Here is a 26772-nt window from a genome sequence, read left to right as displayed (position 1 = left end):
TATTTAAAACTTTTTTCTCTAAATTCTTTTTCAAGCAACTCCCTTACAGCACGAGGTCCGTCCAATTCTCTGGCAAGCCTTCGCAGCCTTTCGGTTTTATTTCTGTACTTCTCGTCTTCGAGAACTTTTCGGATACATTCGAGAACGACCTCAGGAGGTGTGGAATAGCTGAGCATCCTTCCATAGCCTTCTTCCTCAACCACTTCAGCATTATTCTCCTGTTCGCTGTGCCCCCTGTCAGGAAAAGAAAGAATAGGAATTCCGAAGCTCAGGGCTTCCATTATTGTACCATGCCCGCCGGGAGCTATTACTGCATCAGAACTTTTCAAGTATGGGTACGTATCTTTTATGAACTTAAGAATCTGTACATTTTCCGGCAGGTCAACCAGCTTTGAGGGATCAAGGGAAGGACCTGAAATTAGAGTATAATTTATGGACGGATCAAGCTTTGCTGTTTCGAGCACCTTTCTGAAAATAGGTTCCCTGTATCCAAAACCCCCTATGAGGGAGACAACATGTGGTTTCTTAAGGGGAATCAGCTCTACCTCTTCGTATTTTTCTTTTATAAGGGGACTGCTGTAGAACAGTTTCTCCTGAATTTTACCCCGAAAATTCAGGTTTTTCTTACAAATGGTATAAGGAAGCGGATAATCAGGAATGATTATTTTATCTACTTTTTCAAAAATCTGGTTATAGAACATTCGAGTGACTTCCCCAAGAAGTCTCAGGGATACTCCTCGATTTTTAAAAAACTCTTCCATATTTGATTGGTTCAGGATAAGATATACCGGAATTCGAAGTGTAAAACCAGTAAGCATCCCCAGATAGTAGCTGTCCGAAATAACGACATCAGGACCTATATCTTTTATCAGTTTCAGGAGTTTTGGACCTCCTAAAAGGTCAGCACTTTTGAGGGTCGCCTCAATTGAGCCTGTGAAATCCAGGGTTCCAGCCTTTCCGATCAGCTTTATTTCTGAGGGGATTTCATGTGCTGAATATCCGGTTTTTTCGACCAGCTCCTTTGAGTATCCATAAGCTCCGAAATGGACTTCGTGCCCGCCAGCCAGGAATTCTTTCCCCAGCGCAAGACATCGGCTAGTATGACCAAGTCCTTCTCCGCAGATCAAAATAATTATTTTCATTTTTATCCCTTTTTTAGAACGCGTTTATCCCTATTCGTTTTTCGCTCGGATTTTTTATTTTTCTGCCTTCGGTCTTCTTTTCATTAAATCTTTATTAAATCTTTTCTTCAAGAAACTTTCTTACAGTTGCAGGTCCGTCAAGTTCCTCTGCAAGCTCTCTTAATTTTCGGGTCTTTTTGTAGTATTCTTCTCCTTCCAAAATTTCTCTAATGCTGGCAAGAATAAATTCCGGTCTTGCAAGGTAGCTCATTCTCTTCCCATATCCCTCTTCTTCAAGTACAGTTGCGTTATTTTCCTGTTCTATGTGTTTTTCGTCCGGAAAAGAAAGTACAGGGAGTCCGAAAGAAAGGCTTTCAAGGATTGTTCCATGTCCTCCTGCAGTGATTACCAGGTCAGAACCTTTGTAATAAGGAAAAGGATTTTCCGTAAAGCCTGTAAACTCAACATTCTCCGGTATTTTTGAAAACTGTTCGGAATCTATTTCGGGCCCTGAAATAAATGTATAATGAATACTCTGATTCAGTTTTGCAGCCTCAAGTAATCTCCAGAATATGGCTGCTCTGTATCCGAAAGCGCCAATCGTTGAAAGGACGTTTGGGTGCTGGAATGTTTTCGATTCGATTTCACTATATTTGCACCTGATAAGTGGGCCGCTAAAAAGAATGGTATTATTGATACTTTTTGTAAGTGTGAAGTTTTTTCGGTTTACAGAATACGGAAGCGGATAATCAGGCACAATGATGCCATCTACACTTCTGAAGATGTGATCATAAAAACTCTTGACTAGTTTTCCTGCTACGGTCACCAGAAAATCCTGTTTCTGAAAAAATTCTACCATATTGAACTGGTGGCCAATAAAATAAACAGGAGTTTTCTTAGCTTGTGCAGCAAGGATACCTATATAGTAGCCATCCGAAAGTACAACATCAGGTTTGAGTTTTTCAATCAGTCTCTGAAGCTTTCTGAACTCTGAAGGGGAAATATTCTTGAGAGTTTCTTTAATGGATTTTCTGATATCAAAGATTCCGGACTTTCCAGCTAGCTTTATTTCACGGGGGATTTCATATGCCTGATATCCTGTTTTTTCTACAAGCTTTTTTGAGTTTCCATATGCCCCAAAGTATATCTTGTGTCCGCCAGCCAGAAACTCTTTTCCCAAAGCAAGGCAGCGACTTGTGTGGCCAAGCCCTTCTCCGCACATAAAAAGTAAGATTTCCATCTGATTTCAATCCCGGTATCTACCTTTCTTCCATTACTCTAAACCGCAATCTATGGACTTAATACTTTCAAAAGCAATTTGTGTAAAAAGAATTTATTCTGCACGAAGCAACTGTATATTATTCAAAAATAAAATGAAGAGATTTAGAGGCATAATCCAATTTAAAAAGAAGTAACATGGGAAATTTGGGTTTAATGGATGTTGGCATGTTTTCGAGTCTATTCGGAGATTTTCTGGTCTGTCTGTATGCTCAGGTCCCACGCTACTAAATAATGATATTCATCCATTATATATATACTTTTCTTTTGTTCTATGTAATTATCAAATTAAATATAATTATCTCATCTAAAATGCATATTTATTTATCAGAACCTTATTTTCGGAGTAAAAATTCTCATTAAATATCGTCTAAGGTTCTCAGAGGTAGCCCATACATATAATCTCAAGCTCTGTTCCTGGTTTAAAAATAGTGTAGTGAGCAGGACTATGTATGGAATTTAAGCTATTTTTCAGGAACTGTTCTATCGGATTTACGAAACCGGTTGAAGACTGCCAGCTGAAGCCATATTTGTGGTAGGAAGAAACGCTGAATTACATACAGTAGGAAGTTAATTGTTTTCATGAGTGAGACCGTACTTATCAAAAACAGCACTAAGGCTGATTTTTGAAGGCTGCTCTTCCCTCGGCACAGAAATATAAGATTCCTGAGTTTTTACCGGGGAATATTTAACAGCAAGCACTCTCATTATACCAAGTACAAGCAATAAAGTCGCCAGACTTAAAACAAATTCATACCCTAATTTTTGCGCATAAAGTCCAACAGCAATTTCACGCAGGACTATTAGAATTGTGGCATCTGTTATATCCGTAAGCTTAATCCTATCATTCTCGTGGTAATCCACAAATGCTTTGAAAAGGTCAATGACAATAAAAACCGTCAGTACACTTGTAACCATGTGATTGAATCCACTTTCTAGAGACTCAAACAAAATAAAACGAATATCCAGAAAAGTTTTTGCCATCCCTACAACTAATGCAAGCAGCAATACATAAAGAAAAATCGTACTTATTATGTCTGTTGTTTTTTTAAACAACTTTATACTATCCATGGTTTCTCTCCTAATATTAACCATGCTACCCATAATTCTTGGATTATATAGAGTTTTTCTCATTATTCACTATAGTTTCTCTATTAACATATTGTTCTACATTTATTGATTTCATTCTTTGTTATTTGTTGAGCATGAGACTTTTAGTTTTTCTGTGGTAATTCTTAATTCAATAAAACTATTAATCGAACCATTTGTCAACTTGCTAAAAGTCCTGTAAATATAATTTACTCATTATCCTTTTTCATTCACCACAAAAACAGGATATGAGTTATGGTTAATTTCGTCTCACGTTAAAAAATTGTATTGTCTATTCTGAGTTTTCAATTCCGGACTGAAGCTTTGTTAGGCTGCAGCATTATTCTTTTGTATACGGTTTATGGAAAACTAACAAATGTATAAATGAGTATATATTCTAAATATTTTAATAAATAGCTGATACCACAAAATAGGCTTACATAGCTGCCTTTTTCAAATATTGAATATGATGTTACATATAGTCTATATGTGAAAGATTCAAATACAACTGGCTTCTTTTTTAAAAATGGGATTTGTATTTTTTAGAAGGTTTTAAACCCATAAACTTAAAAATTATTCCCAAGGTTGAGGTAATTCTATGGAGATTAAGGAAACAGATACTTTGTGGATTATTTCTATTATAGGGCTTCTACTGCTTGGAAATGTTACTTCCGCAGTAGCTGCGGATGGTAATTCGAGTAACAATACTGATTTCACTGATTCCGTAGACTGCAAATCTCGTGCAGGATCGGAAGCTGAAATTAAGAACGTGATTGTCTTGATTCCTGATGGTTGTTCCCAAAGTGTGGAAACTTTAGCTCGCTGGTATAGCGGAAAGCCTCTTGAGCTTGACAATATGGTGACTGGAACAGTGTCTACCTATAGCACGGACTCAATCATTACCGACTCTTCTTCAGCAGCAACCGCATTTGCTGCGGGATATAAAACTACTAACGGTTTTGTAAGCGTCGGGCCGAGCAATAGTTCTGTGTTAAGTACACTGGAAATTCCACCTGAAGAACTGCAGTACAGACCGCTTGCAACAGTACTTGAAGGTTCAAAGCTCGAAGGCAAGGCTACAGGACTTATAGCAACTTCGCGTGTTACCCATGCCACACCTGCAGCTTTTGCTGCTCACGTTGATAACAGAGATAATGAAACCGAAATCATGAAACAGATGGTTTATGAGAACATTGATGTGGTCTTTGGTGGCGGTTCCAGTTATCTCACACCTGTAGCTGAGGGGGGAAAAAGGACTGACGAAGAAAACCTGACTAAAGTACTTCTTGACAGAGGCTATCAGTATGTTGACAGCAGAGATAAAATGATGAACCTGTCCACTGGCAGGGCCTGGGGCCTTTTTGCCAGTAGCCATATGATGCCGGACATCGATCGTTCTTTACTTGCACCTGAACAACCTTCTCTTTCAGAGATGACCGGGAAGTCCATTGAACTGTTATCCCAGGACAAAAATGGCTTCTTCCTAATGGTCGAAGGCAGCCAGGTTGACTGGGCAGACCACGCCAATGATCCTAACTATGCTGTAACCGATTTCCTGGCTTTTGACGAAGCTGTTAAAGTTGCAGTTGATTTTGCTAAAAAAGACGGGCATACTCTAGTTCTAGTTTTCCCGGATCATAATACAGGCGGCATGACTATTGGCAGCAACTCTGACTCCAATTACACATCCACAACCGTGGAAGATGTCATTGCGCCTCTCAAAGGTATGAAGCTCAGTTCTGCAGGTGTTGCAGCGAAAATGGGAACAGACCTTTCGTCCGAAAACATTAAAAAGCAGCTGAAAACCTGGTGGGACATTGATGCAACTGATGATGATGTAGCTGAAATTCTTGAGCTCCATACAAATGGAGAAAATCTCTCCCTCGACTATGCCATCAGCGAGGTAATCAGCCGAAACCACACAGTAATTGGATGGACTACTCACGGGCATTCTGGAGATGATGTCCCATTGTGGGCTTATGGTCCTGACTACCCGACAGGCCATATAGATAATACCGAAATTGCGGGATATATAGCCAAAGAACTTGGATTTGATCTTAACAAGACTAATTCGCATCTTTTTATTGAAGTGGGTGAGGTTTTCTCCACAGACAACGGGGATGGGCAACTGGATAAAAACGAGTATTTGCTGAATGTGACAGATTCCTCAAATCCTGTGCTGGAAATTGGAGATGCCGAACTGCCAGTGAGTACGAATATTCTTATCAAGAATGGCGTAGCTCACGAGCTAGAAGGAATAGTTGTCTACGCTCCAGCAACTGGTAAGGTCTATATTCCCGTTGGAGCACTTTCACTTGTAAACGGAACAAAAATTAACGGAATTCAAAGAGCAGCAGCTGCCTGAAAATGTGAGTTAACTGAAAGGGATTACTTCCCTTTTCTTGTTTTTGGTCTGTCCGCGAGTTGTTGAACAAATCTCTCTAGATATGCATTAAGGGAAGTCCCGGAATAGGTCTTAGTCTAAAAACTGACATACTTCCCACGCAAACTGTGGAGAAGTTTTTTCTCTGGCTGTACGTTTACTGAAGATGGTACGATCCAGGACCCGTCGAGGGGTGTCAGTGCTCCCTTTCCCTGCATCTCTTTCTGCAGAGAATTGACCGCTGCCTTTTGGCGTCAACGCTATATTAAAGGCGGCATTGACATCGGCATGATCAACGTGCCCGCAATGTGGACACTCAAATTGCTTACTGTGTCGGTTGCCTGTATGTCCGCAGCGGCTGCACTTCTTGCTAGTCGCGTGGGGATCGATATAAACTACCTCTACTCCTCGCAGCCTGGCTTTGTATTCAATAAACTGCTGAAGCTGCTGAAATGACCAGCTGTTCAGGGAGTATTCATAAGACCGTGGTTGTTTTTCGGGTTTGCTTTTATTTTTGAGAGAGCTTTTGTTAATTTCTTTACTTCTGCTTTTGTCTCTATTTTGTTCCCTTTTTTTGTTTTTATTTTTATTTTTCTCGCCTTTTCCTGTATCTCCAATCTTGCTGTTGAGTTTCCGGATTCCTTTAAGATTTTCTAGTTTGATTCCGCACCCGTTATATAGGGCGACGTCCACAATCTTTCGGCTAATTTTATGATTCAAGTCCTTTACAATATTCTTTTCCCTAATTTCTACAGCTTTTAAATGTTTACTTTTGCGCATATTACAGAGCCGTTTTTTTATATTTTCGTATTTTTTATGCGTATGGTAGCGCATTTTTCCTAACTTCCAGATTTTACCGGACCCAGGGTCCGCTACAACTGCAATGTGTCCTTTAGTATTGCGGTCAACTCCTATATAGTGCCCGGAACTTTTGGGTTCGTCGCCCGGGAAGACAACTGCTATATAAGCATAGATACTATCAATTTCAATCTGGGAAATTTTTTTGAAGTTGCTGGAAAAACGATAGTTCAGCAGAAGCTTCAGGCAGGGGATCATAAGGATTCGCTCCTTCCTGTCGACACTGACTGCCCGCGAAGGAATGATCAATTTCACATGCTTTACAGATCTGATATCCTGGTTTCGGGAATATTTCTTGATAATCTGGCCGGAAATAATTGACTTCAAGCCTATATGTTTAACATCCCTAGGAGAAAGAGATCCCGACACCGGAAATGGATCAGATGCAGATAGAGAGTCAAAAGATGGAGGAGCAGAAGAAGCAATTGAAAAGTCATGAGAAAACTCAGAAGAAGTAGAGAATGAGGATGAAGGCGAAGATGGAAGAGAAAAAACAGGTTTTTGTATGGGAGGCGGGTTAAGGTCTCGGTTTTGAGTCGGATTTTTGATGCACAACTCAGCAACCTTTCGAGCCTTTATGAGTTCCTCCGAAAAATTCCGATTGTGCTTGATTTTATAGGTCAGTAGCATCCGGGTTTTTGCTCCACGGTCAATATTCATAATAGTTATAACTAATATAAATATTTGTGAGAACATCTATGATTTATATTTGATTTCTATATACAATGGCATAAAGATATTTAAGTATTTTGCCAGTAAATAATCAGAGATTTCCTGATAATAAGGTGGCCAAGAATTCGTTTTAGAAGCAAAACCCGAATCAATGGAAAACTTATATTTAGAGTTCATTCCACAAGCTATTTTATTCTTAAACATTAACTTGAAGTTGTCAAGATACTATGACAAATAAATAGTCTACTCGTGCTCCTTTTCTTTTACTTTAACTTTTTCCATTAGATACCCATAGGTCATTTAGATAATATATAGCACAAAGATTTTTCTAAACAATCAAGTTACTTGTTGCAGATAGATATATATTACTTAGAAATAATATGTTTTTTAGCGAAATGTCTATATGTAATTTATGTATTCTTTTTATTGAATAAGAATTCCTTAACTTTTATACTGAAAAGAAATTCTGGATAAAGTGGTCGTGTTTGTTTATGCAAGGAAAAACCAGAAAAGATGCTAAAACAACCGTAAGCGCTGAGGTTGCAGAAACTCTTCTTCAGGAAGGATGGAAGAAGGTGGATCTGCATGTACACTCTTCCTGTTCCTATGATGTCCTTCCTACTAAATCAATGCATCCGGCGGTTCTTTTTGAAAAATCAAGCTCGCAAGGGCTTGATTTTGTGACTTTTACCGACCATGATACTGTCAAAGCTTATGACCTGCTTGGTTGGGATAGGGAAGGACTGGTTCCAGGAGTTGAGATTTCAATTAGAGATCCTGAAAATATAGGACATACTGTTCACGTTAATGTTTTTGAACTTGATTTGGAAGAATTTAAAGAACTTGAGTTGATCGCAAATCAGGAATGCGATTTCAAAAACTTTATCCGCTATCTAAGAACTCACGACCTTCCCCATATCTATAACCATCCCTTTTGGTTTGCTATCGGAGATTGCCCTAATCTGTGGGCTGTACCCGAACTTATAAAAAAATTCCCAGTTGTTGAATATAATATGCAGAACTTAACTGAAAAAAATCTGATGACTGCAGCGCTCGCCAGAAAGTATGGAGTAGGGCTTGCTGCTACTACAGATAGTCATACAGGAGGTATGGGAGCTGTATACACCCTTGCAAAAGGGGAAACATTTAGAGAATATTTCGAAAATGTTAAAAAAGGAAGGTCATATATTGTAGTTGAAGGAGGGACCAGGAGACATCTTACAAGAGAATTGAATTCCTGGATTGAGCTTATTTTTTCCATGGATAAACAGTTGCGAGAAGATATAAACTTCACTACGAATGTTTGGAGTTTTGACAGAGTAATAAGTCTTTTTGCAAATGGCAGAATTAAAGAGTTTCCTAGAATTAATAGCCTAGCAATGAAGTTTTTCCAGAATTTCTCCAGATCAGGACTTCCTGCTTATATGTACATGAGGACTGAAAAGCCTCTGGTTTCAAGGATAGAAAAAATCTTTAATCAGATAGCATGAGTTATTTAATTGTATAAATAACTCAAATGTTTAGTTTGAAGTCGTTTATTAACTTTATCACTATTTTCCAGTTTTTGCAAACTCTTTCCCAATCAACCATTTGTCATTAATAAAACGGTTCCGTTGCAAAAAATCTGGCTTTTTCACAAAATCAGTAAAAACCATCACAATTCAGAAAGTTAATCATTTTTTGGGAGAAAATGACACATAATAGTGAAAATTATAGTGTCAAATTGCAGAAACATTTTTTTGCAATGGGACCATATTATAAACAACCCTCTCTTTTACTCATTTAGAAATTTTTACTTATTTAGAAATCATTATCCTGCTCTGTAGAAAATCCTTCGAAATAATGAATTCCATTAACTTAAAATGAATTGCCTGATGCATTTTTGCTTGTTTATTTTCAGTCTCTGGGAGCTGATTTAGATAGGTTTTCTACAAAGCAAATTATCCTATATTCGGCAGGTCGAGAATACTACGGGGAATTGAGCCACCCGTTAACCAGCTTTAAACCTAACATACAGTTAGTGAGTGTTCAAAAACGGCATCAAAAAATCTCTAAATTTTTAATGTCGATCTGCCAAATGTAAGATTATATAAACTTGCATATCCAGCACATACAATCGGATTCTGGCGCATCAATTTTAATCAAGTTGTAACACTGAGATATTTATCTCATGAGCTTATATAGCTCCCTCACTTCCAAACTTACCTGCAAGAAAAATCAAAAGTACATATAACGCAAGTATGTATCTCTCTGAAAAATGCTAACTTATTAACCTAACTTATTAACTAATGTACCACCAGAAAATAAAAGAAGAGAGCTAATGTGTGTCTCACTGTAAAAGAAGTAACATGGGAGAGTTATATAAACTCCTTGTTGATGGCACGATTTTTGGTCTGTTCGTATATTTTTTGGTCCCACGCTACTATTTATCGATACCTCCCCCAGTATATATATTTTTCTTTTTTCTATGTAATTGCTTCATTAAGTATTGTTCTATGCTCTGAAAATATATATTATTGTCCATATTTTATTCCTCCCTTTTTCTGCCCGATTTATATATTCATATTCTTTATATTCCTTCCTTTGTCGATCTATCTGTTAACTGAGTGAATTTACCGGTTTCTCAATTAAAACATATCATGAACTGTCGATAGTCGGAAAACTCAGGATGTGGATAATGCAGGCAAGTTCCTTCGGCTGCAGGTGTGTTCCATGATTACAGAATCTAGAGTAAATTTTTCCATGCCCGTATGGTTATAGAGTCTTGAGTGAATTGAAGTGCAAATACTTACGTGCAAAACTATGTTGAGAAGTACAAAAGCAGAAATGAAGTATAGGGCAACAGCAAAAAAAGTGCAAAATTAAGAGTCAAAAACGGCTAAAAATGTGCAGAATTCAAAATGAATTTAAAAAAGAAAAAAGAACCGGAGGGTTCGGCTTAGAAGCCGTAGTTCTCCGGCAGGAAGACTTTAACTTCACTCTTATATTTTGTGAGGCAGTCATCCATGAATTTGTCCATGTCAGATGGAAGAGCATCAAGGGTTGCCTTTGCATCTGCCAGGGCCTTGGTTTCGAACCTGGAGAGTGCGAGCTTGCCAGCTGCACCTTCGCTGACGATGTTGCAACATTCGACTGCAGCGTTCTTTGCCCTGAGGTAGATGTTGTCTCCGTCCTTAACAATTGCCTGACCGACCCTGTATGCGTTGTCGTAGGCAAGCACGTAGGACTGGGGGTCTCTGTACCTGTCGGAGAGCATGAGAAGGTCCCTGAGAACTTTGTCGTTCTTGGTTTCAAGAGCGGTGTTCATGAGGGCGCAGTCGTATGCCAGAGTTTCAGACCAGCACTGAACAGTTGTGCCGCCGAATTCACCGTGGTACTCAACAGATTCGTTGGACCAGCAGTCACAACACTGCATAATAAGGTTACCCATTACATCAGAGTGGGCGCAGGTGGAAGTCTTACCTTCCTGGGTCATCGGCATACCTGTAATGGCTTTGACGATGATGTTTTCATATCCGCAGTCCTTACCCGGGCCTTTTGCACCGGCTTCGTATGCAACAAGGGACCTTGGGGCGGAAATTGCCCTTGCGAGAATTGCGAGGGTGTGGGCGAGGTTCTTGTCGAGCAGCCCGCCGCCGATGAACATTGCGGTGTTTGCCTGAGCACAGTCAGTGTCACCAGCTGCAACAGTGCCAGTCTTCTTTGCAATTGCTGCAATGTCGGACCAGATCATTTCCATGTCAATGGAGCCGAGGCAGCCGATTGCGTAGAGCATACCAGCTATGTCGTTTCTCAGAACTGCATAGTCGAAAACTTCCTTACCACCCATGCTCTCTACTGAAAGCAGGTCAGCGCCGGCCTTTGCACATTCTTCGAAGGCTTCGAGGAAGACGGAGTATTTGTCTCCTCTGAGCTGGAGGAAGTCCCTGTTCTCACGGATGTCACCGATTGTGTGGCGGAGTGCGCACTTTATGCCGTATTCATCGTGGTATTCTTCCATGATGGTTTTCTGGGCGTGTGCAACTTCTGCTCCCCAGGAGGGGTTGTTGGACATCTGCTGAACGTGCTCAGTTTCGAGAATTACTGCCGGGAAGCCGACCTGGACCATCCTTGCCATGATGTCGGTGGTAATTCTCTCGTATTCCTTTACGAGTTTTTCCTTGGACGCACCGGCTTCAGGTCTTGGGGCATAGTTAACTTCAGGAATTGTATAGCCTGCACCGATTTCGAGGTCAAGGCCTGCTTTTACTGGATATTTGGATACGCCGAAAGTCATCTCATCTGCGCTTGCGTATGCCATTGAAGTGTATCTTTTTGCTGCCATTTCATTCACCTCAGTGCTTGTGGAATTTCTCTCTTAATGCTACGATATCTGTGGTACCTGCAATGATTGCGTCAGCAATCTTGGGGGCATCAGCGGCTTCTTCACCATACACACCGAGTGCATACTGAGATACGAAGTCCTGGTTAACTGCGCCGCCACCGCATGCGAATGGAATCTTTATTCCCTTTTCGAGAAGTTTGTCGTTAACTTCCTTGAATGCATACATGGTGGTGGTCATGAGTGCAGTACCTGTGACCATGAGAGGCTTGTTTGCAATAACTGCTGCAATAACTTCGTCTACAGGGACGTCCCTTCCAAGGTCAACTACATCGTAACCGTTTGCCCTGAGAAGAGCTGTAACGATGTTCTTTCCAATGTCATGGACGTCGCCTTCTGCAACGTGACAGACAACGGTTCCTTTGGTTTCATGGGCAGTTTCAGAGTTTTCCTTACAGAACTCGATACCGTTCAGCATAGCATCAGCAGACATCATGACGTTCGGCAGGAAAATGACACCTTCGTCGTAGAGTTTTGTGACAACACCCATACCGACCATGAGGGCATCGTCGATAAGGCTAATCGGGTCCTTGCCTGCATCCATTGCTGCCTGGAGACCCTCGATTACGTCATCTTCTTCTCCTTCAAAGATAGCTTTTGCAATCGGGTAAATTAATTCGTCTTTAGGATAGATCTCTTCTGCGGCATCTTCAGGCGTCATCGCCTTTTCCAGAGCCACATTGTACCTGGTTAATACTTTTTTCAGACTTGCCTCTGTAAAGTCCAACATATTTATAAACCTCCGTTTTAGTTTTTGGCAAAAAGGCCGTCACCGTTCCGGATCTGCAGTTCCGGACATCTTCGGCATCGTGAGGTTCCGGCTTTACCTCCGTGAAGCTTTTTCTTTCGGCGGAATTCAGCCGTGGAAAGACCGCAGAGCATCCGTATTTATCGGATTCGATCTCCGGATTTTCCTTGGTATATACCCGCGAAAAAATCTCTCCTGTTCACCGGAACTTTTCCTTTTTTATTGATTTGCGTATCTAAAACTGATACGCTTACACAGCATAATTAGGGGAAATCATCACATATACCATAACCGACGGGAATTTTTTTCTGGTTTTAACATAGCAATAAGGGGTCTGAAATTTTGAGTCGGTTACGCGATTTTCTGCCCGGAAATTTTTTACTCTCATTTCCCAGATAAATAAACTTTAAATTTTTGAGACAAATTAGATAAAAATGTATCAACTCTTTTTAAAATGCGTATCTTTGAAACATCGAACTTCTTTTTGAACAGTGATGTTATTATGATAAAGCCTGTCAAAAATTTCAATGTTCGTACTGTACTCTTTCAATTTTACTTATCCTATTTATTTACATAACAAAAGTGCCGGCAACTCTAAACTCTGGCCAATGATATCGTTTTTATTGAAATACGATATTTTTTCCAAACTCTTAATATTCTGTTGTCTAGATTCCCTTACGTTTGAAATTATTCATCCAAATTCTTTTATATAAATGAGCATATCGATTATCTCCAACATATGGCACAAACTTTTCCTCCTATTCGGGCCGTACAGGACCAGACCGGAACTCAAATTTTCATTCGCCTTTATGCGGACTTTTAGTGTCAATGATTCAGATATCCTATATTTACAGAAAAACGCGATAGGAGTGATTTGAACGCAACCTGAGTTAACAGATATAGTATTTCGTTCCCAGAAAAGAAGAGACCTCCTTTTACTGTTGGGAGAGGAACCAAGAACAATGGAAGAAATTAAGACCCTCCTTGATGTTTCTCCCACGGCTATCTTGCCACAGATCAAAAGGCTTACAGACAGTGACCTGGTCATTCAAAAAAATGGAAACTACGAATTGACAGATATGGGAGATCAGGTATTTAAAAAAGCTCAATCCCTTGTCAACGTTCTGACTTTGCTCGAACGAGATAATTACTGGATCGAACACGACCTCAGTGGAATTCCCCAGTGTCTTCTTGACAGAATCGGGGATCTGAAGGACTGCAAGCTGGTTAAAGCCGACCCAAGCCAGATTTTTGAACCAAGTATGGAACTTTTAAATTTTTTCTCTTCATCACGTTATCTTATGGTATTCTCATCCTTCTACAGGCCTGAATTTCTTCCCCTTTATTCAAAACTCGGAAGGCTGGAATCAGACGTTACCCTTATTTTCACTGAATCGGTACTCGAAAAGATCCTTCATAACTATGAAAGGAAAATAAGGAAAATTACCAAGTTGCAGAATACCGAACTTTTTATCTGCAATGACGGGGTCAAGTTGGCTGAACTTATCGTATCAGACCGTGGAATGATAATCTCTCTCTTTGACAGTAATGGAAGGTTCTATCACGACTATATATCCTGTTCCGAACCTGAGGCTATAAACTGGGCAAGGGAGCTTTTCGAGTATTATAAATCAAGATCCTGGCAGATAGAAAGCGAAAAATGTATTGATAATCTTGTCTGTACAACCGAAAACGGAGCTTTTTCAGAATCACTGTTGCTCAGCCTGCACTGAGATATAAGGCACGCTTTATGAAAATTTGAGTTTTCGAATGAGATACCCAACCAAATTCCAGATATAACTCCAGAATCCCTTTCCGGAGGTTAAATCGAATGAGTATGGAACTGCAGTTAATAGATACAATTTTTTTTTCGGACAAAAGGAAAAATTTGCTTCTACTCCTGAAGGATGGGCCAAAAACAATTGAGGAAATTAAAACAGGACTTGAAGTCAGCTCCAGTCCTATTATGGCCCAGATCCGCATCCTGTTCAAGGACGGACTGCTGGTGCAAAATGGAGATAGTTATGAACTTTCGGTAAAAGGAAAGCTTATTGTCCCCAAAATGGAGCTTCTTTTATCTACATTTCAGATCTTTAATGAGAACCACGATTACTGGGCAAGGCAGAATTTGCGGACTCTTCCTCCTCACCTGCTGGACCGTATCGGAGAGCTTGGCAGCTGTAAGGAGCTTGTGCCTGACAGGACCCATATCTTCGATTACCCTCCTGAAATTATGGACCCGCTTTACAGGTCCGGGACAGTTATGGAAGTTTCTTCATTTTTCCGCCCAGGGTATCCTGGCCTTTATCTGGACCTTGCAAAAAGAGGGATCGAAGTATCTCTTGTTCTGGAAAAGCCAATATATGAAAAGCTGATTTCCGATTACAGAAAAGAGGTAGAAGAGTTCATAAATATGAAGAACACACGCCTCTTTGTCTGTGATCATAAAATAGAGCTTGCTTCCAGCATTGTTACCGATCGTTTCATTTCCTTATCCATGATTTCAAAAGAAGGAAGATATTATAACCATGAAATGGTGAGCTTTGAGAAAACTGCCCTTTCCTGGGGACAGGAACTTTTCAACTATTACAGAGATATGTCGGAACAGGTAACTCTGATTTAACCTTTTTTGTTCCCAAAGCTTAAATAACCTTAAGTTTCAGCTTCCTTAAAGAATGAAAAAGCAAGGTTTCCCAGCAGTCGTCGATGAAAACACAGAGATCCTGATCCTAGGATCCCTTCCGGGTGATGTCTCTATCAGGAAACATCAGTACTACGGGCACCCAGGCAACGACTTCTGGAGGCTGCTAGGCAGTGTCATAAGAGAAGATATTCAGAGCATGAGTTATGAAAACAGGCTTGAGACCCTGAAGCAGAATGGAATAGGGCTCTGGGATGCCTTTAAAGCCGGAAAAAGAAAAGGAAGCGAGGATACAAAGATAAAAGACGAAGAGGTAAATCAATTTTCAATATTGAAAGAGATAGCCCCGAATCTGAAACTGGTTATTTTTAATGGTAAAAAATCAGGGAAATACGAACCGATTCTAAAGGAAATGGGGTATGAAACAAGAGTTATTCCATCTTCAAGCGGAGCAAACAGACGATTTGGAAAAAATAGAAAATCGGAATGGAAAGCTGCTTTCAAACGCTGAAAGACTCTTCTTGACCCGATCAACCTTTTCCCCATTCTTCTGAATATTTCGAGTTTTGTTCACAAAATGAACTTTGGATATACAATTCCGGTTCTTTCAGGTTATTCAACCTTTATAGCCTGTATGGGGCAAGCTTCTTCACAGGCTCCACAGTCCACACATTCTTCTTCATCTACAACTGCACAACCTTTGTCCTCATCAATAATGATTGCTTCTACAGGACATTCTTCCACACAGGTTCCACAGGCTGTACATTCTTCTTTGTTGACTTTTGCTGGCATATTTTATAGCTCCTTTATTTCGTTTTTCCTTATTTTTTTTCTATACTTTCCTATACTTATTTAGAGAAGTATTTTTGAAGCATATCCAGGATTTAGGATCCGAGTTAATCTTAATCTATTTTTATTTAGGAGATATTATATATAAATATGTTCTTACCCATCTCACAACCCCGCTTTACCTGCTACACTTCCTTTTGTCCTCTCTATTCGCTGATTATCCGGTCTTCTCTCAGCATATCCAGGATTTGAAGCAGCTTCCTTTTGCGCCTGTTGACTTCCCTTAGCTCCCTGAGATAAGCTTCCCACTCTTCTTTTTTTTCAATTGCTTCCAGCGTCTGCTTTACTTTTCGGATAGATACTGATGCGGCTTCATATGAGCTTACTTTTGTTTCGGAGATCAGGTCTTCTGCAAGCTTTTTCCAGATCTCAATCGCAATTTCAGGATATTTGCTCTTTACTGCATTTGCAATTTCGTTTTCTGAGACGGAATTCCAATATCTTTCGGCTTCACCTTTGCTTTTTTTAAGCTCTTCATACCAGCGGACTACCTCTTCAGCATCATTTTCTTGAATAGCTATTTGTATTAACAAATCAAGAGCAGGAGGTTTAATTTCCCTTAGTGAGTCAACTTTCAGCAGCCCCGTTTTCGGAAGAATACCAGGAAAGATTGAAGTTTCTTCCGTAATTTTGGCCTTACTGGCTGGAAGTTCTCCGTTTCTCAGGTACTGGAGGGCAGCTTCCCGGATCTCCTGCCATCTCCCGATTTTTCTGGCTGCTTTCCGCATTCCAATATAGCTGGTCAGATGGGGAAACTTAAAAAAATTTTCTGTTTCGAGGGCAGCTACAAAAAGCCAGTTTCCGTCGTTTTCTTTAATTTCAAGAAGAATCTGCAGGAGCTCGTAGGCAGGACCAGGCTTATCTTCTCTGCTTTCCTTGATTCCCCTGTAAATCCATTTTTCTGCTTTCTCTGTCTGTCCGGAATCGAGCAGTTCTCTGACAAGCCTTAGATAATTGCCTGTTCTTTCGGCTTCGAGTTCACAGATCGGAATAACCTCTTCAGAAAGCCCGGCTTTTTTCAGGGCGTCAATAAGCCTTTCAACAACATAATCCCGCTCCCAGGATGAGTCGTACAGGAGATTGTTTATCTTTTCAGTATCCTTTAACCGGAATTTGAGAGCTTCTGCAAATAGCATCCACTCTTCCGGAGTAAAATCTTCTTTCCAGAAAAGATGTTCATTAAGAATGTTGTAATTATCTTTTAGCTCAATTTCAAGAGCATAAAGCATTTTCTCATGTGCAGGAAGAGAAGATTGAGATAAAGCTCTGAACACCACGTCCATGCAGCTGGATATTTTTGTTCCTATGTCCCCTTCGTCGTCATATTCCACAATTCCATCATACCTATCCATGAGCTCTTTTCCGATATCAAGCAGTTCGTCAGGGTGACCTGAATCAAGCAGGCTTTCCAGCCTGACCTGCACATCTGAAAAATTAGGCACATCCTCGCCTTCAGAACTCCAGAAGTCATAGCCCCCTGTTTCCCTCCAAAGCTCGTCCAGTTCGGAATAGATGCCCACAACAATTTCTTCCGGGTTTTCTGATGCAAGGTTCTGCCGGGCTCTCAGGTATCTGCCAAGCATAGTATCTTTTTTTGCAAATGTCATCAATATCTCGATTAATTCCGATTTTTCAATTTGTTCCAGATACTCGCGGAGAGTCCGTGAAGATTCCTCAGCCTCATAGACACCGAAAATTTCAGCTCCTGCATATCCTCGTCTGGCTCTTGCAATAAGCGGGTTTTCCTCGGCAATAACCGGAATTTCTTCCCCCTGCTCTATGCGTTCGAGATATTCAAGTACAGCTGCAACTCCATGTTTGCAGTTATGCCCAACAGGGCAGGTGCAGATCGAACTCAGTTTTCCGTTTTCCAGGGAAACTTCTGTGAAATACTCTGTTGTCCCCTCTACCAGGGCGACCAGGCTGCCTTCAGAGGTGCGTTTAATCTCTTTTACCCGTTCCTCTTCCTGGTACTTGATCCCCTTTGCAGTGGCCTTCCCTCCAGCCCAATCCTGGAGATCACTCCATTTAAGTTCCTTGAAGGGATCGGGATTCTTGCTTTCTGATGGCATAAGTTACTATTTAGGCTGGTGATATAAAAATAGGATTATAAGCTCTATTTTCCTGTATCTGTATTCCGAACAGGAAATGCCCCCATCTCTAAGAGCCTATCTTAAAATTCAAACCATTTCTGCAATTGGGTAAAGGGCAACTTTAACTTAAATTCAGCTCTAAAATATTTTCTGCTTTTGTGTACATTTGATAACATACTCTAGCGCAAGGAATAAAAAAGAAGTTGGAACGCTTGGATTTATTTTGGAGCTAAAATATCACCGTACTCATTAGATAGCCGATAAACTGAGCTTATAAAAGTTATAATTCGACATGAAACTGCTATTAAGGACTGACTCCAATGCTAATATGACCAGCTGTTATAAAAAAGATATATATTTAAACAGTTATATAATAACGAAAATTATATAATTGAATATTTGAATCATAATATAACCATAATTGGGGGGTAGTTTCATTGTATATTTCCCGTAGAGATTTGAAACATATTTTAGTACTTTTGATGACTCTTGCGATTCTTCTACCAGGTTTATCTATCGCTAAGCCATCAGAAGGAAATGGGACAACTATAAGCAAAAATATGACCACTAGTCAGGGTTATCCAATTAACAACGACAATAATTCTCTTACCGTAGGCAATCGCGGCCAAACTCTTTTGCAAGACTTCCAGTTCGTTGAGAAGATATCTCACTTCGATCGGGAGCGCATTCCTGAGAGAGTAGTGCACGCAAAAGGTGCTGGAGCCTTTGGTTATTTCCAGGTTTATGAACCAATGGACAATTACACCAAAGCTAAATTCCTGCAAGATTCTAATAATAAGACTCCCGTCTTTGTGCGGTTCTCCACAGTTGCAGGAAGTAAGGGTTCCGCGGACACGGTGAGAGATGTTCGGGGATTTGCGGTTAAGTTCTACACTGAAGATGGTAACTATGATCTGGTAGGCAACGATATACCCGTCTTCTTTATCAGAGATGCCTTAAAGTTCCCAGATTTTATTCATGCCCTAAAAGCTGAACCTAACAACAATACTCCATCTTCGTCTTCGGGACACAATAACTTCTGGGATTTCATATCCCTTACTCCGGAGTCGACTCATATGATTACCTGGGTCTTCTCAGATAGAGGGACTCCAGCTAGCTACAGGATGATGGAGGGATTCGGAGTTAATACCTATGTGTGGGTAAACAAGGATGGCAAACCCATATACGTTAAATATCACTGGAAGCCAAAGCTGGGAGTGCATAATTTCGATCGCCAGAATGCTACCAAGATAGCTGGTGAAGACCCGGACTATCTAACCAGAGATCTGTGGAATGCCATTCAAAAGGGAGATTACCCAGAGTACGAGCTCTATGTGCAAACAATGAATATCTCCGAGGAAATGAATCAGACCTTTGACCCGCTGGATGACACCAAAATCTGGCCGGAGGACAAGTTCCCCCTGATACCAGTAGGTAAGATGGTGCTTAACCGTAACCCAGAAAATTTCTTTACTCAGGTCGAGGAAGCAGCCTTCTGCCCAGCTAATCTGGTTCCAGGCATTGAGTTCTCTGCTGACAAAATGCTTCAAGGCAGGACATTCTCCTACGCCGATACACAGCGCTACCGCCTGGGGGCTAACTTCAATGAGTTACCCACCAACAGACCGCTGGCAGGAGTAGACAATAACCAGCGCGATGGGGCCATGCAGTACCAGGTGTTCAATGGCTCAGTTAACTACTATCCCAGCAGCCAGGGAGGATCTGAACCTGTTTCCCAGGAAGGAGAGGCATATGAGCCTTACCTCGAAGGAAACATGACCCGAGAGCAGATCTACAAGACTGATGACTTTACTCAGGCAGGAGATAGATACCGCTCCCTGAACCAGACTGAAAAGGAGCACTTGGTTTCCAACCTGGTGTTCGATCTCAGCCATGTAACCAAACCTGAGATTCAGAAGCGAGCAGTAGATAATCTGCAGCAGGCAGACAAAAACTTGAGTGCAGCTGTAGCTCAAGGCTTGGGCTTAAAGAAGTAAAGAATCTATTAAAAAAAGACGAACTTGAGAGCCTATCCAAAGCTACCTGGTTCGTTTAAATTTCTATTTTTAATTAAGTCGAATTCACGGATGAATCTTCTACTTTATATAACTAAATTTGAATTCAGGGGGTCTTTTTCTGAAAAAATAGGGGGTGTAATTTCAAGCCGTTTTCTTCCCCCGTTATTGTAATACAGTAGCCACATCCCCCCATCAAAATTTAGGACGACGAGACGATTCAATACTCTTTCTTAAAATAATACACGCTGTTTTACTTACAGTCTTTTTAATTAATTCCTTGCTTTCTCAGCTATCCGATATCCTATGCAAAGAGCTTCGGAGAATCCCTGTTACTGATCTCAACTTAGCTGTGGACATCCCTCTATATATCCGGTATTAAAAGATATATTAAATAATGTTTATACTGAGATTGTTTCTGTTATCGATTCAACCAATATTAAGCAAAATCTAAAACAATTATTGAAATACTTCCAAAGGTCAAAAATATTAAGAACTTTAAAAAATCTATCTATACCACATAGACACTTTCATTTTGTATAAATAGGTCATTTCTGTCGGCGCATACTATTAGTTATCGTTGAGTTTTGGGATCAGCTCTCTATTTAAATAGTGTGAAATTCAAGAGTTTAACTTTGTTCTTGATTAGAAAAGTCATCTTTAATGAATTTTTATTAATGGTATTATTTTACCCACTAATTCGTTAATCTCGTATACGAATATAAGAAGATAAAATAGGGATGTGGTTTTATGGTTGATAATAACCCAGGTAGTGTGCATAATAATCCTAAAAAAAGATGTAATCAATTAAAGAAAATATTTGATAACGTGAGAAAGTTCATAACAAAAGAGGAAGAAGAGAATAAGAAGCCGTCTTCGTTTGAAACATCTCAAAACGAAAAAAACCTAGAATCGAGTCAACAATTAGGAAGTTCGAATACTCCGAAATTTGAAACTCCTGAAACAAAAGAAGCCGAAAGATCAATGAGAGAAAGAAAGGCTAAAATTAAAGAACAAAAACTTCCGAAGAAATATAGAAAGGGTTGGTAAAAAATTCCCATAGCATAAATTACTTCGGATCCTCTTTTTTGGATGAGAGAAGTAACAAGTATATTTGTCATTCAACGCCAATGTTTTTCCCCTCAACTTTCATCTCCATGTCATTGCAATGGATAGCAGGAGAAGCTATTACATTCTCTTTAAAAGTTTTCAAATTCCTCTAAATTACGGAAACATTTTCTTTCTGTCCCAATCATGGTAGCAAAACAGATTTTTATCCCTACTTTAGAGTCATGTTTTAACCTGTCACTTTTATTTGATTGCTCTAATTTGGATCTGAAAAACAAACAGATCTCTTTTCTCAACCTTATCAAAATCAATTTTGAATTGAATCGAAATCATTTTTAGGATTGAAATGTACTTTAAAATATTTTATAACCCCCCTCCTGTGTTTACCTTTTTTACAAGTGTTTACCCCCATTACGAGTGCTCTATCTGTTCTAAATGTTCTCGAGGAATGGCAAGAAAAAAAGCACCATAAAATATTTATCTAACAAGGAAAGTATTCAGTAAACTGACTAATCAGTCAATTAGAGAGAATATATGAAAGAACAGATCAAAGACAAAAAAACAGCCATTATGGAATCGGCCCTGAAGCTTTTCACTGAAAGAGGCTTCCACGGTACATCCACTGCTCAGATTTCGAAAGAAGCAGGTGTAGCCACAGGCACCCTTTTCAACTACTTTCCCACAAAGGAAGACCTTATAAACAGCCTGTATTTCGAAGTAAAAGGGCAATTAAGTCAAAGTATGGGGAAAGAAATTGAAACACAGAGCACCTTTCAGGATAAATTAAGAAAAATATGGTTAAATTTAATCAAATGGGGAGTAGACAATCGGGAAGAATTTCTTTTTGTCGGGCAGTTTTGCTCTTCTCCTTATATAACAAAATTTACGCGTGAAGAAGTAATGAAAGAATATGTCTTTCTCCATGATCTTGTGAATGAAGGAATAAAAACAGGAGTGATCAGAGACTTTTCCGCGGAGCTGACCATTGCAATGTTTTATCAGGCTAGCAGGACGGTAGTGAATCTGATCCTTGGTTCAGATTCATCACAAGATAAAAATAAGTTTATCGAAGACGGATTTCAGATTATCTGGAAAGGTTTAGCTAAGAATTAATTTCTTTTCATCCCACTTATGAGTGACCAGTCACTCATATATGGAAATTAATGGACTAACTTACCTCAAAATATCCAGTCAATCAGAAAATCAACCCGAGAGACATAAAAAGAGTTTGAAGAAACCAGGTGAATTGAAAATGTTGTACAGAAAAATTCCTGCGAATGAAGATGAACTTTCTATACTTGGATTTGGATGTATGCGTCTTCCCATGAAAGAAGATGGTACTATAGATGAAGAAAGAGCCACTCAGCAGGTACGCTATGCAATCGACCACGGAGTAAACTATGTTGATACGGCCTGGCCTTATCACATGGAACAGAGTGAGCCTTTTTTAGGTCGTGCTCTTGCTGACGGATATCGCGAGAAAGTAAAACTCGCAACAAAACTCCCTTCCTGGCTTATAGAGAACCGAAAGGATATGGATAAGTTCTTGAATGCTCAGCTGGAGAAACTCAAAACAGACCACATCGACTATTACCTTATCCATGCTCTCGTTGGTGAACTGTGGGACAATATTGAAAAGCTGGATGTAGCTGATTTCCTTGATAAAGCCAAAGCTGCCGGCCGCATAATTAACGCAGGTTTTTCCTTCCACGGCTCGGGAGAAGATTTCAATCGGATAGTAGATGCCTATGACTGGGACTTTTGTCAGATCCAGTACAACTTCCTGGACGAAAAGAACCAGGCAGGTACCGTGGGTTTGGATTATGCAGCTTCAAAAGACCTTGGAGTAATCATTATGGAGCCCCTCCGTGGAGGGTACCTCGCAAGCCCCGTGCCTCCTGCTGTGAAAGAGATCTGGGATGAGGCTCCAACAAAGAGGACCGCTGCAGAATGGGCTCTTCGCTGGGTGTGGAACCATCCAAAGGTTACGGTTGTCCTCTCCGGGATGAATGAGGAAACTCATATTGAAGAGAATCTTACAGTAGCAGACAAAGCATACCCAAATTCTCTGACTGAAGCTGAACTGCAGCTAGTAAAAAAAGTAGAGAGGAAGTACCGTGAACTGATGAAAGTAGGCTGCACAGGCTGTCAGTACTGCATGCCCTGTCCAGCAGGGGTGAATATTCCATTATGTTTCGAAACGTACAACAACCTGTACATGTCCAACAATGTAGATGAGACAAAGTTCCTCTATGCTGCAAGGTTGGGTGGCATCCTATCCGTCGGAGGGCCCGAATTTGCATCACAGTGCGTACAATGTGAAAAGTGCCTTGAAAAATGTCCCCAGCACCTTGATATACCAACGATTCTCGAATCTGTTGTAGAAGAACTTGAAGGATCTGATCTGGAGGAGAGAGTTGCCATAGCAAAACAGGTATTCAAGCGGACTTAAAAGCGAGAAATTCGAAGTGCAGAAAAGACAAAATGAAGATATTGTTTAAGCTAACCTTATTGAAAGATTAAACAATATTTCCATTTTCCACTATTTATCTTCATGTCCTGTCCAGAAGACTGGTGGAGTTGTTGGGATACTCTCAGCAGGTACAGCAGATATGCCGGCTGTGGAAGAGGCTCGCATTATTGCCTCAGAAATGGGCTGCGAAATTATTACCATATATGACGTAGGGGTTGCGTAAAATCGGAATTACAGAAGTGGAAACATGAGAAAGCTTAAAAAGATGATGTTGTACCTATTCAGTTTTTTACTTCTATTGGGTGTTAGTATTACATTGTTTATAAACTTAGACCCAGCTTTCGGTGGAAATCCAACGAAAGAACAAAAAGAAACTTATCAAAATTTAAGTAATTATGTTAACGGAAAATTTGTTAATGAGGTTCCAACCGACGTCATGAATTCCTCAGATGCTTCATCAACGAATAAGGATTCTACTTCAGAGGCTAAAGATCGCAATCCGGCTGGCCCAATTCCTGTTTCTGTCATTGACTGGAATAAAATTAAAAGTGAAAATGATAGCTTGACCTGGTTTGGACACTCTGCATTTCTGCTTAGCATTGATAATAAAAAGTTATTGATAGATCCTATGTTGAGCCCTATAGCCTCACCGGTTTCATTTGCGGGAGTTAGGAGATATAATTATAGTAAAGATATTATGTTGCATCTTATTGATGAAATGCCGCCTATTGACGCAGTTTTTATTACGCATGACCATTATGACCACCTAGATTATCAGTCTATTGTAAAGCTAAAGAGTAAAGTATCACATTTCTTTGTTCCTCTCGGGGTTAGTGCTCATTTGATTCGATGGGGTATTCCAAAAGAAAATATAACAGAACTCAATTGGTGGGAAGAAACGAAGTATCAGGGCTTAACCGTTGCCTTGACACCAGCCAGACATTTCTCTGGAAGAGAACCATTTAACATCGATACTACACTATGGGGTGGATGGGCCATTCTGGGGAAAAACAAGCGTCTATTTACTAGCGGGGACGGCGGATATGACACCCATTTTAAGGAAGTAGGAAAGAAATACGGACCTTTTGATATCACCTTAATTGAAGGAGGCCAATATGACCGGAGATGGGCGGATATTCATATGACACCAGAGCAATCTGTCCAAGCCAATTTAGATGTAAATGGTAAGACTATGATGTTAATGCATTGGGGAGCATTTACATTAGCTAATCATAGTTGGAAAGAACCAATAGAACGAGCATTAAAAGAGGCAAAAAAAAGAGAAGTAAATATAGTTGCCCCAAAGATTGGTGAAACTGTTCTATTAGATTCAGACCTTCACATGCCTCTAAATTCATGGTGGAATTTTTGATTTGGAGCATATTAATCCAGCTACTAGCTGAGCAGATAAGCGTTATAGTTCCTTATTTATCAGGAAGAAAGGAAGCCGGTACAGGGGTATCAGGAAGAGACGAGTAAAAATCCTTCCGAGTGCGAAACATTGGCCTTGTGATACACCGGATAGCTAGTGCTTCGATTCCAAAATACACTCACGAACCTGCACCTTTAAATCTGTCCATTGATCAATGAATTTTTTTCTTCATTAATGGATTCGTTTTGGAATCGGTGCACTAGTCCTTCTTTAAAAATTCGGAGATATAACAGGCCTTGTTGGTAGCGATTTCAATAATAACTATAAATAATAGTTACAAAAAAGATATTAAGGAACAGAATAAAAGAAATGCTTATATATTACCAAATGATTTTATTAATCAAAATAAATACAAGAGATACGGAACTGAACAAAAAATCTTAAAGAGCCGCCGGAGGGACTTGAACCCTCGACCTGCTGATTACGAATCAGCCGCTATACCGCTAAGCCACGACGGCACGTGAATAAAAGAATAAGCAGACTTAAAATAACGATCAAGAATTTAATCATTTCGCTTGTGAAGAATCTTTCTGTTTTTCAAGGCATTAAAGAATTCTGGCCTCGATGCATACATTATACTGGTGAGGAGCATAAGAACGTACTACTCTTTTCTCCAGAACCTCTACCTGTCTTCCTGCTCTTTCCGCAGCTGCCCGTATAAGTCTAATAAAACTTTCGAAGAGATCGTCTTCATGGGCCATTCCGTAATAATGGATAATTCCACCAGGCTTTGTAAGAAGAACAGCCGGATCAAGAAACTCGTGGGCATTATGAGGGAGATTCATAATCACATGGTCAGCAGTGACTGCAAACTTTTTTGCTTCTTCCCTGGCATCGCCTTCGATTGCTTCTATATTTTTCGCCGAATTGAGAATTATATTTTCCCTCAGATAACGTACAGCATCAGGATTTTTGTCAATTGCTACAACCTTTGAAGGCTTATTACTCTTTGCGATCAGAATACTGTAAGGGCCCACACCTGCAAACATATCAACGACGGTATCCCCTTCCATAACCCAGGAGAGGATACGCGAACGTTCGGTAGAAAGGCGTGGAGTGAAATAAGCCCTTGCAAGGTCAACTTTATAGCGGCAGCTGTATTCTCTGTGAACTGTTTCGGTCCTGGGCTCGCCTGCAACGACTTCAAATTCCCTGACCCTGAATTCCCCTATTACAGGAGTAAGAGGTTTGAGTACGGTTTTTATATTTGGCTGAGTTCGGAGAAGGACATTGGCAATTTTCGAAGCCTTTTGAGAATCCAGGTCCGAATCCTCCAGAAGGGCAATATCCCCTATGATTTCATATGTCGGACTGAAACCAAGTAGATCTTCAGGAACAGGTTTTTTCTCATGGAGCTCAAAATCGGACTCGGTAAGTTCAATTTTGTCAGGAAAAACCTTCAGCTCGTCAGGAGCAGGCTCTCTGGTCAGGGGCAGATAAAGAAATTTCCCATCTGTACCTATTTTTACGGAATTATCAAGGATTTCAAGCTCAAGGAGCATTCTTCTTACAGGTTCTCCTTTATTTTTAGGAACTTTTATGCAATGCCGTTTCATAGAAAATCGACCTTTGGGAACCCTAAGGTTATCCTTCTATTAATAAGCTGTCTCAAAATTTATCCGGCTATTTATTCGGTTACTTATATGGTTATTAAGTATTTGGAAAATCGAA

The 26772-nt window shown here is 40.1% G+C and carries 19 protein-coding genes and 1 tRNA gene; 10 read left to right on the top strand and 10 right to left on the bottom strand.

The window, feature by feature from the left end; translation table 11 throughout:
• From RG963_RS07670 to RG963_RS07660, 3 genes are all read right to left on the bottom strand, one after another.
• Positions 1-1142: UDP-N-acetylglucosamine--N-acetylmuramyl-(pentapeptide) pyrophosphoryl-undecaprenol N-acetylglucosamine transferase (locus RG963_RS07670; protein WP_310575678.1), on the bottom strand; the 1142-nt coding region annotated here is incomplete at its 3' end.
• A 94-nt stretch (positions 1143-1236) separates the two neighbouring features.
• The gene (locus tag RG963_RS07665; RefSeq protein ID WP_310575677.1) at positions 1237-2361 is read right to left on the bottom strand and encodes a UDP-N-acetylglucosamine--N-acetylmuramyl-(pentapeptide) pyrophosphoryl-undecaprenol N-acetylglucosamine transferase; all 1125 of its coding nucleotides are present in this window, start codon (positions 2359-2361) and stop codon (positions 1237-1239) included.
• 608 nt (positions 2362-2969) lie between these two features.
• Entirely contained in the window at positions 2970-3470 is a 501-nt protein-coding gene (locus RG963_RS07660) for a phosphate-starvation-inducible PsiE family protein (RefSeq protein WP_310575676.1), read from the bottom strand.
• A 616-nt stretch (positions 3471-4086) separates the two neighbouring features.
• Between RG963_RS07660 and RG963_RS07655 the strand changes: the two genes are divergently transcribed.
• Positions 4087-5853, top strand: a complete 1767-nt coding sequence (locus tag RG963_RS07655) for an alkaline phosphatase (protein WP_310575675.1) — start codon at positions 4087-4089, stop codon at positions 5851-5853.
• Between the two features lie 111 nt (positions 5854-5964).
• Here RG963_RS07655 and RG963_RS07650 read toward each other — a convergent pair whose 3' ends face one another.
• Positions 5965-7389: an RNA-guided endonuclease InsQ/TnpB family protein gene (locus RG963_RS07650; protein ID WP_310575674.1), complete on the bottom strand. Its 1425-nt coding sequence runs from the start codon at positions 7387-7389 to the stop codon at positions 5965-5967.
• A gap of 503 nt (positions 7390-7892) precedes the next feature.
• Between RG963_RS07650 and RG963_RS07645 the strand changes: the two genes are divergently transcribed.
• Positions 7893-8891 (top strand): PHP domain-containing protein, encoded by a 999-nt coding sequence (locus RG963_RS07645; RefSeq protein WP_310575673.1) that lies wholly within the window; start codon positions 7893-7895, stop codon positions 8889-8891.
• Between the two features lie 1448 nt (positions 8892-10339).
• On the opposite strand, the gene mtaB is transcribed toward RG963_RS07645, so the two are convergent.
• Positions 10340-11725 carry a methanol--corrinoid protein co-methyltransferase MtaB gene (gene mtaB, locus RG963_RS07640; protein ID WP_310575680.1) on the bottom strand — a complete coding sequence of 462 codons (1386 nt, stop codon included), beginning with the start codon at positions 11723-11725 and terminating at the stop codon, positions 10340-10342.
• A 10-nt stretch (positions 11726-11735) separates the two neighbouring features.
• Positions 11736-12512 (bottom strand): methanol--corrinoid protein MtaC, encoded by a 777-nt coding sequence (mtaC, locus tag RG963_RS07635; RefSeq protein WP_310575672.1) that lies wholly within the window; start codon positions 12510-12512, stop codon positions 11736-11738.
• A 917-nt stretch (positions 12513-13429) separates the two neighbouring features.
• On the opposite strand from mtaC, the gene RG963_RS07630 reads away from it, so the two are divergent.
• From RG963_RS07630 to RG963_RS07620, 3 genes are all read left to right on the top strand, one after another.
• Positions 13430-14263: a helix-turn-helix transcriptional regulator gene (locus RG963_RS07630; protein WP_449566835.1), complete on the top strand. Its 834-nt coding sequence runs from the start codon at positions 13430-13432 to the stop codon at positions 14261-14263.
• A gap of 98 nt (positions 14264-14361) precedes the next feature.
• Positions 14362-15153: a helix-turn-helix transcriptional regulator gene (locus RG963_RS07625; protein WP_310575670.1), complete on the top strand. Its 792-nt coding sequence runs from the start codon at positions 14362-14364 to the stop codon at positions 15151-15153.
• Between the two features lie 52 nt (positions 15154-15205).
• Complete coding sequence (locus RG963_RS07620) at positions 15206-15682, top strand: DNA-deoxyinosine glycosylase (protein WP_310575669.1); 477 nt, start codon at positions 15206-15208, stop codon at positions 15680-15682.
• A 101-nt stretch (positions 15683-15783) separates the two neighbouring features.
• Here RG963_RS07620 and RG963_RS07615 read toward each other — a convergent pair whose 3' ends face one another.
• Positions 15784-15963, bottom strand: a complete 180-nt coding sequence (locus RG963_RS07615) for a 4Fe-4S binding protein (protein WP_310575668.1) — start codon at positions 15961-15963, stop codon at positions 15784-15786.
• Between the two features lie 203 nt (positions 15964-16166).
• Positions 16167-18092 (bottom strand): SWIM zinc finger domain-containing protein, encoded by a 1926-nt coding sequence (locus RG963_RS07610; protein ID WP_310575667.1) that lies wholly within the window; start codon positions 18090-18092, stop codon positions 16167-16169.
• A gap of 458 nt (positions 18093-18550) precedes the next feature.
• Between RG963_RS07610 and RG963_RS07605 the strand changes: the two genes are divergently transcribed.
• The 5 genes from RG963_RS07605 (at position 18551) to RG963_RS07575 (ending at position 25041) form a co-directional block, all read left to right on the top strand.
• The gene (locus RG963_RS07605; protein WP_310575666.1) at positions 18551-20110 is read left to right on the top strand and encodes a catalase; all 1560 of its coding nucleotides are present in this window, start codon (positions 18551-18553) and stop codon (positions 20108-20110) included.
• A gap of 768 nt (positions 20111-20878) precedes the next feature.
• Positions 20879-21178: a hypothetical protein gene (locus RG963_RS07600; RefSeq protein ID WP_310575665.1), complete on the top strand. Its 300-nt coding sequence runs from the start codon at positions 20879-20881 to the stop codon at positions 21176-21178.
• A 552-nt stretch (positions 21179-21730) separates the two neighbouring features.
• Positions 21731-22309, top strand: a complete 579-nt coding sequence (locus tag RG963_RS07590) for a TetR/AcrR family transcriptional regulator (protein ID WP_310575664.1) — start codon at positions 21731-21733, stop codon at positions 22307-22309.
• Positions 22310-22448: 139 nt separating this feature from the next.
• Complete coding sequence (locus tag RG963_RS07585) at positions 22449-23648, top strand: aldo/keto reductase (RefSeq protein WP_310575663.1); 1200 nt, start codon at positions 22449-22451, stop codon at positions 23646-23648.
• A 268-nt stretch (positions 23649-23916) separates the two neighbouring features.
• On the top strand, positions 23917-25041 hold the full coding sequence (locus RG963_RS07575; protein WP_310575662.1) for an MBL fold metallo-hydrolase: 1125 nt from the start codon (positions 23917-23919) through the stop codon (positions 25039-25041).
• Between the two features lie 446 nt (positions 25042-25487).
• On the opposite strand, the gene RG963_RS07570 is transcribed toward RG963_RS07575, so the two are convergent.
• Together RG963_RS07570 and RG963_RS07565 are read right to left on the bottom strand one after the other, a co-directional pair.
• A tRNA-Thr gene (locus RG963_RS07570) sits at positions 25488-25559 on the bottom strand.
• 87 nt (positions 25560-25646) lie between these two features.
• A complete protein-coding gene (locus tag RG963_RS07565; protein WP_310575661.1) occupies positions 25647-26657 on the bottom strand; it encodes a class I SAM-dependent methyltransferase in 1011 nt (336 codons plus the stop codon).
• Positions 26658-26772: the final 115 nt, after the last annotated feature.

The organism is Methanosarcina baikalica (genome assembly GCF_031461075.1).
GTDB classification, from domain to species: Archaea; Halobacteriota; Methanosarcinia; order Methanosarcinales; family Methanosarcinaceae; genus Methanosarcina; species Methanosarcina baikalica.
The sequence above is the reverse complement of the archived record's forward strand: the minus strand, read 5'-3'. Positions and strand labels throughout refer to the sequence as shown.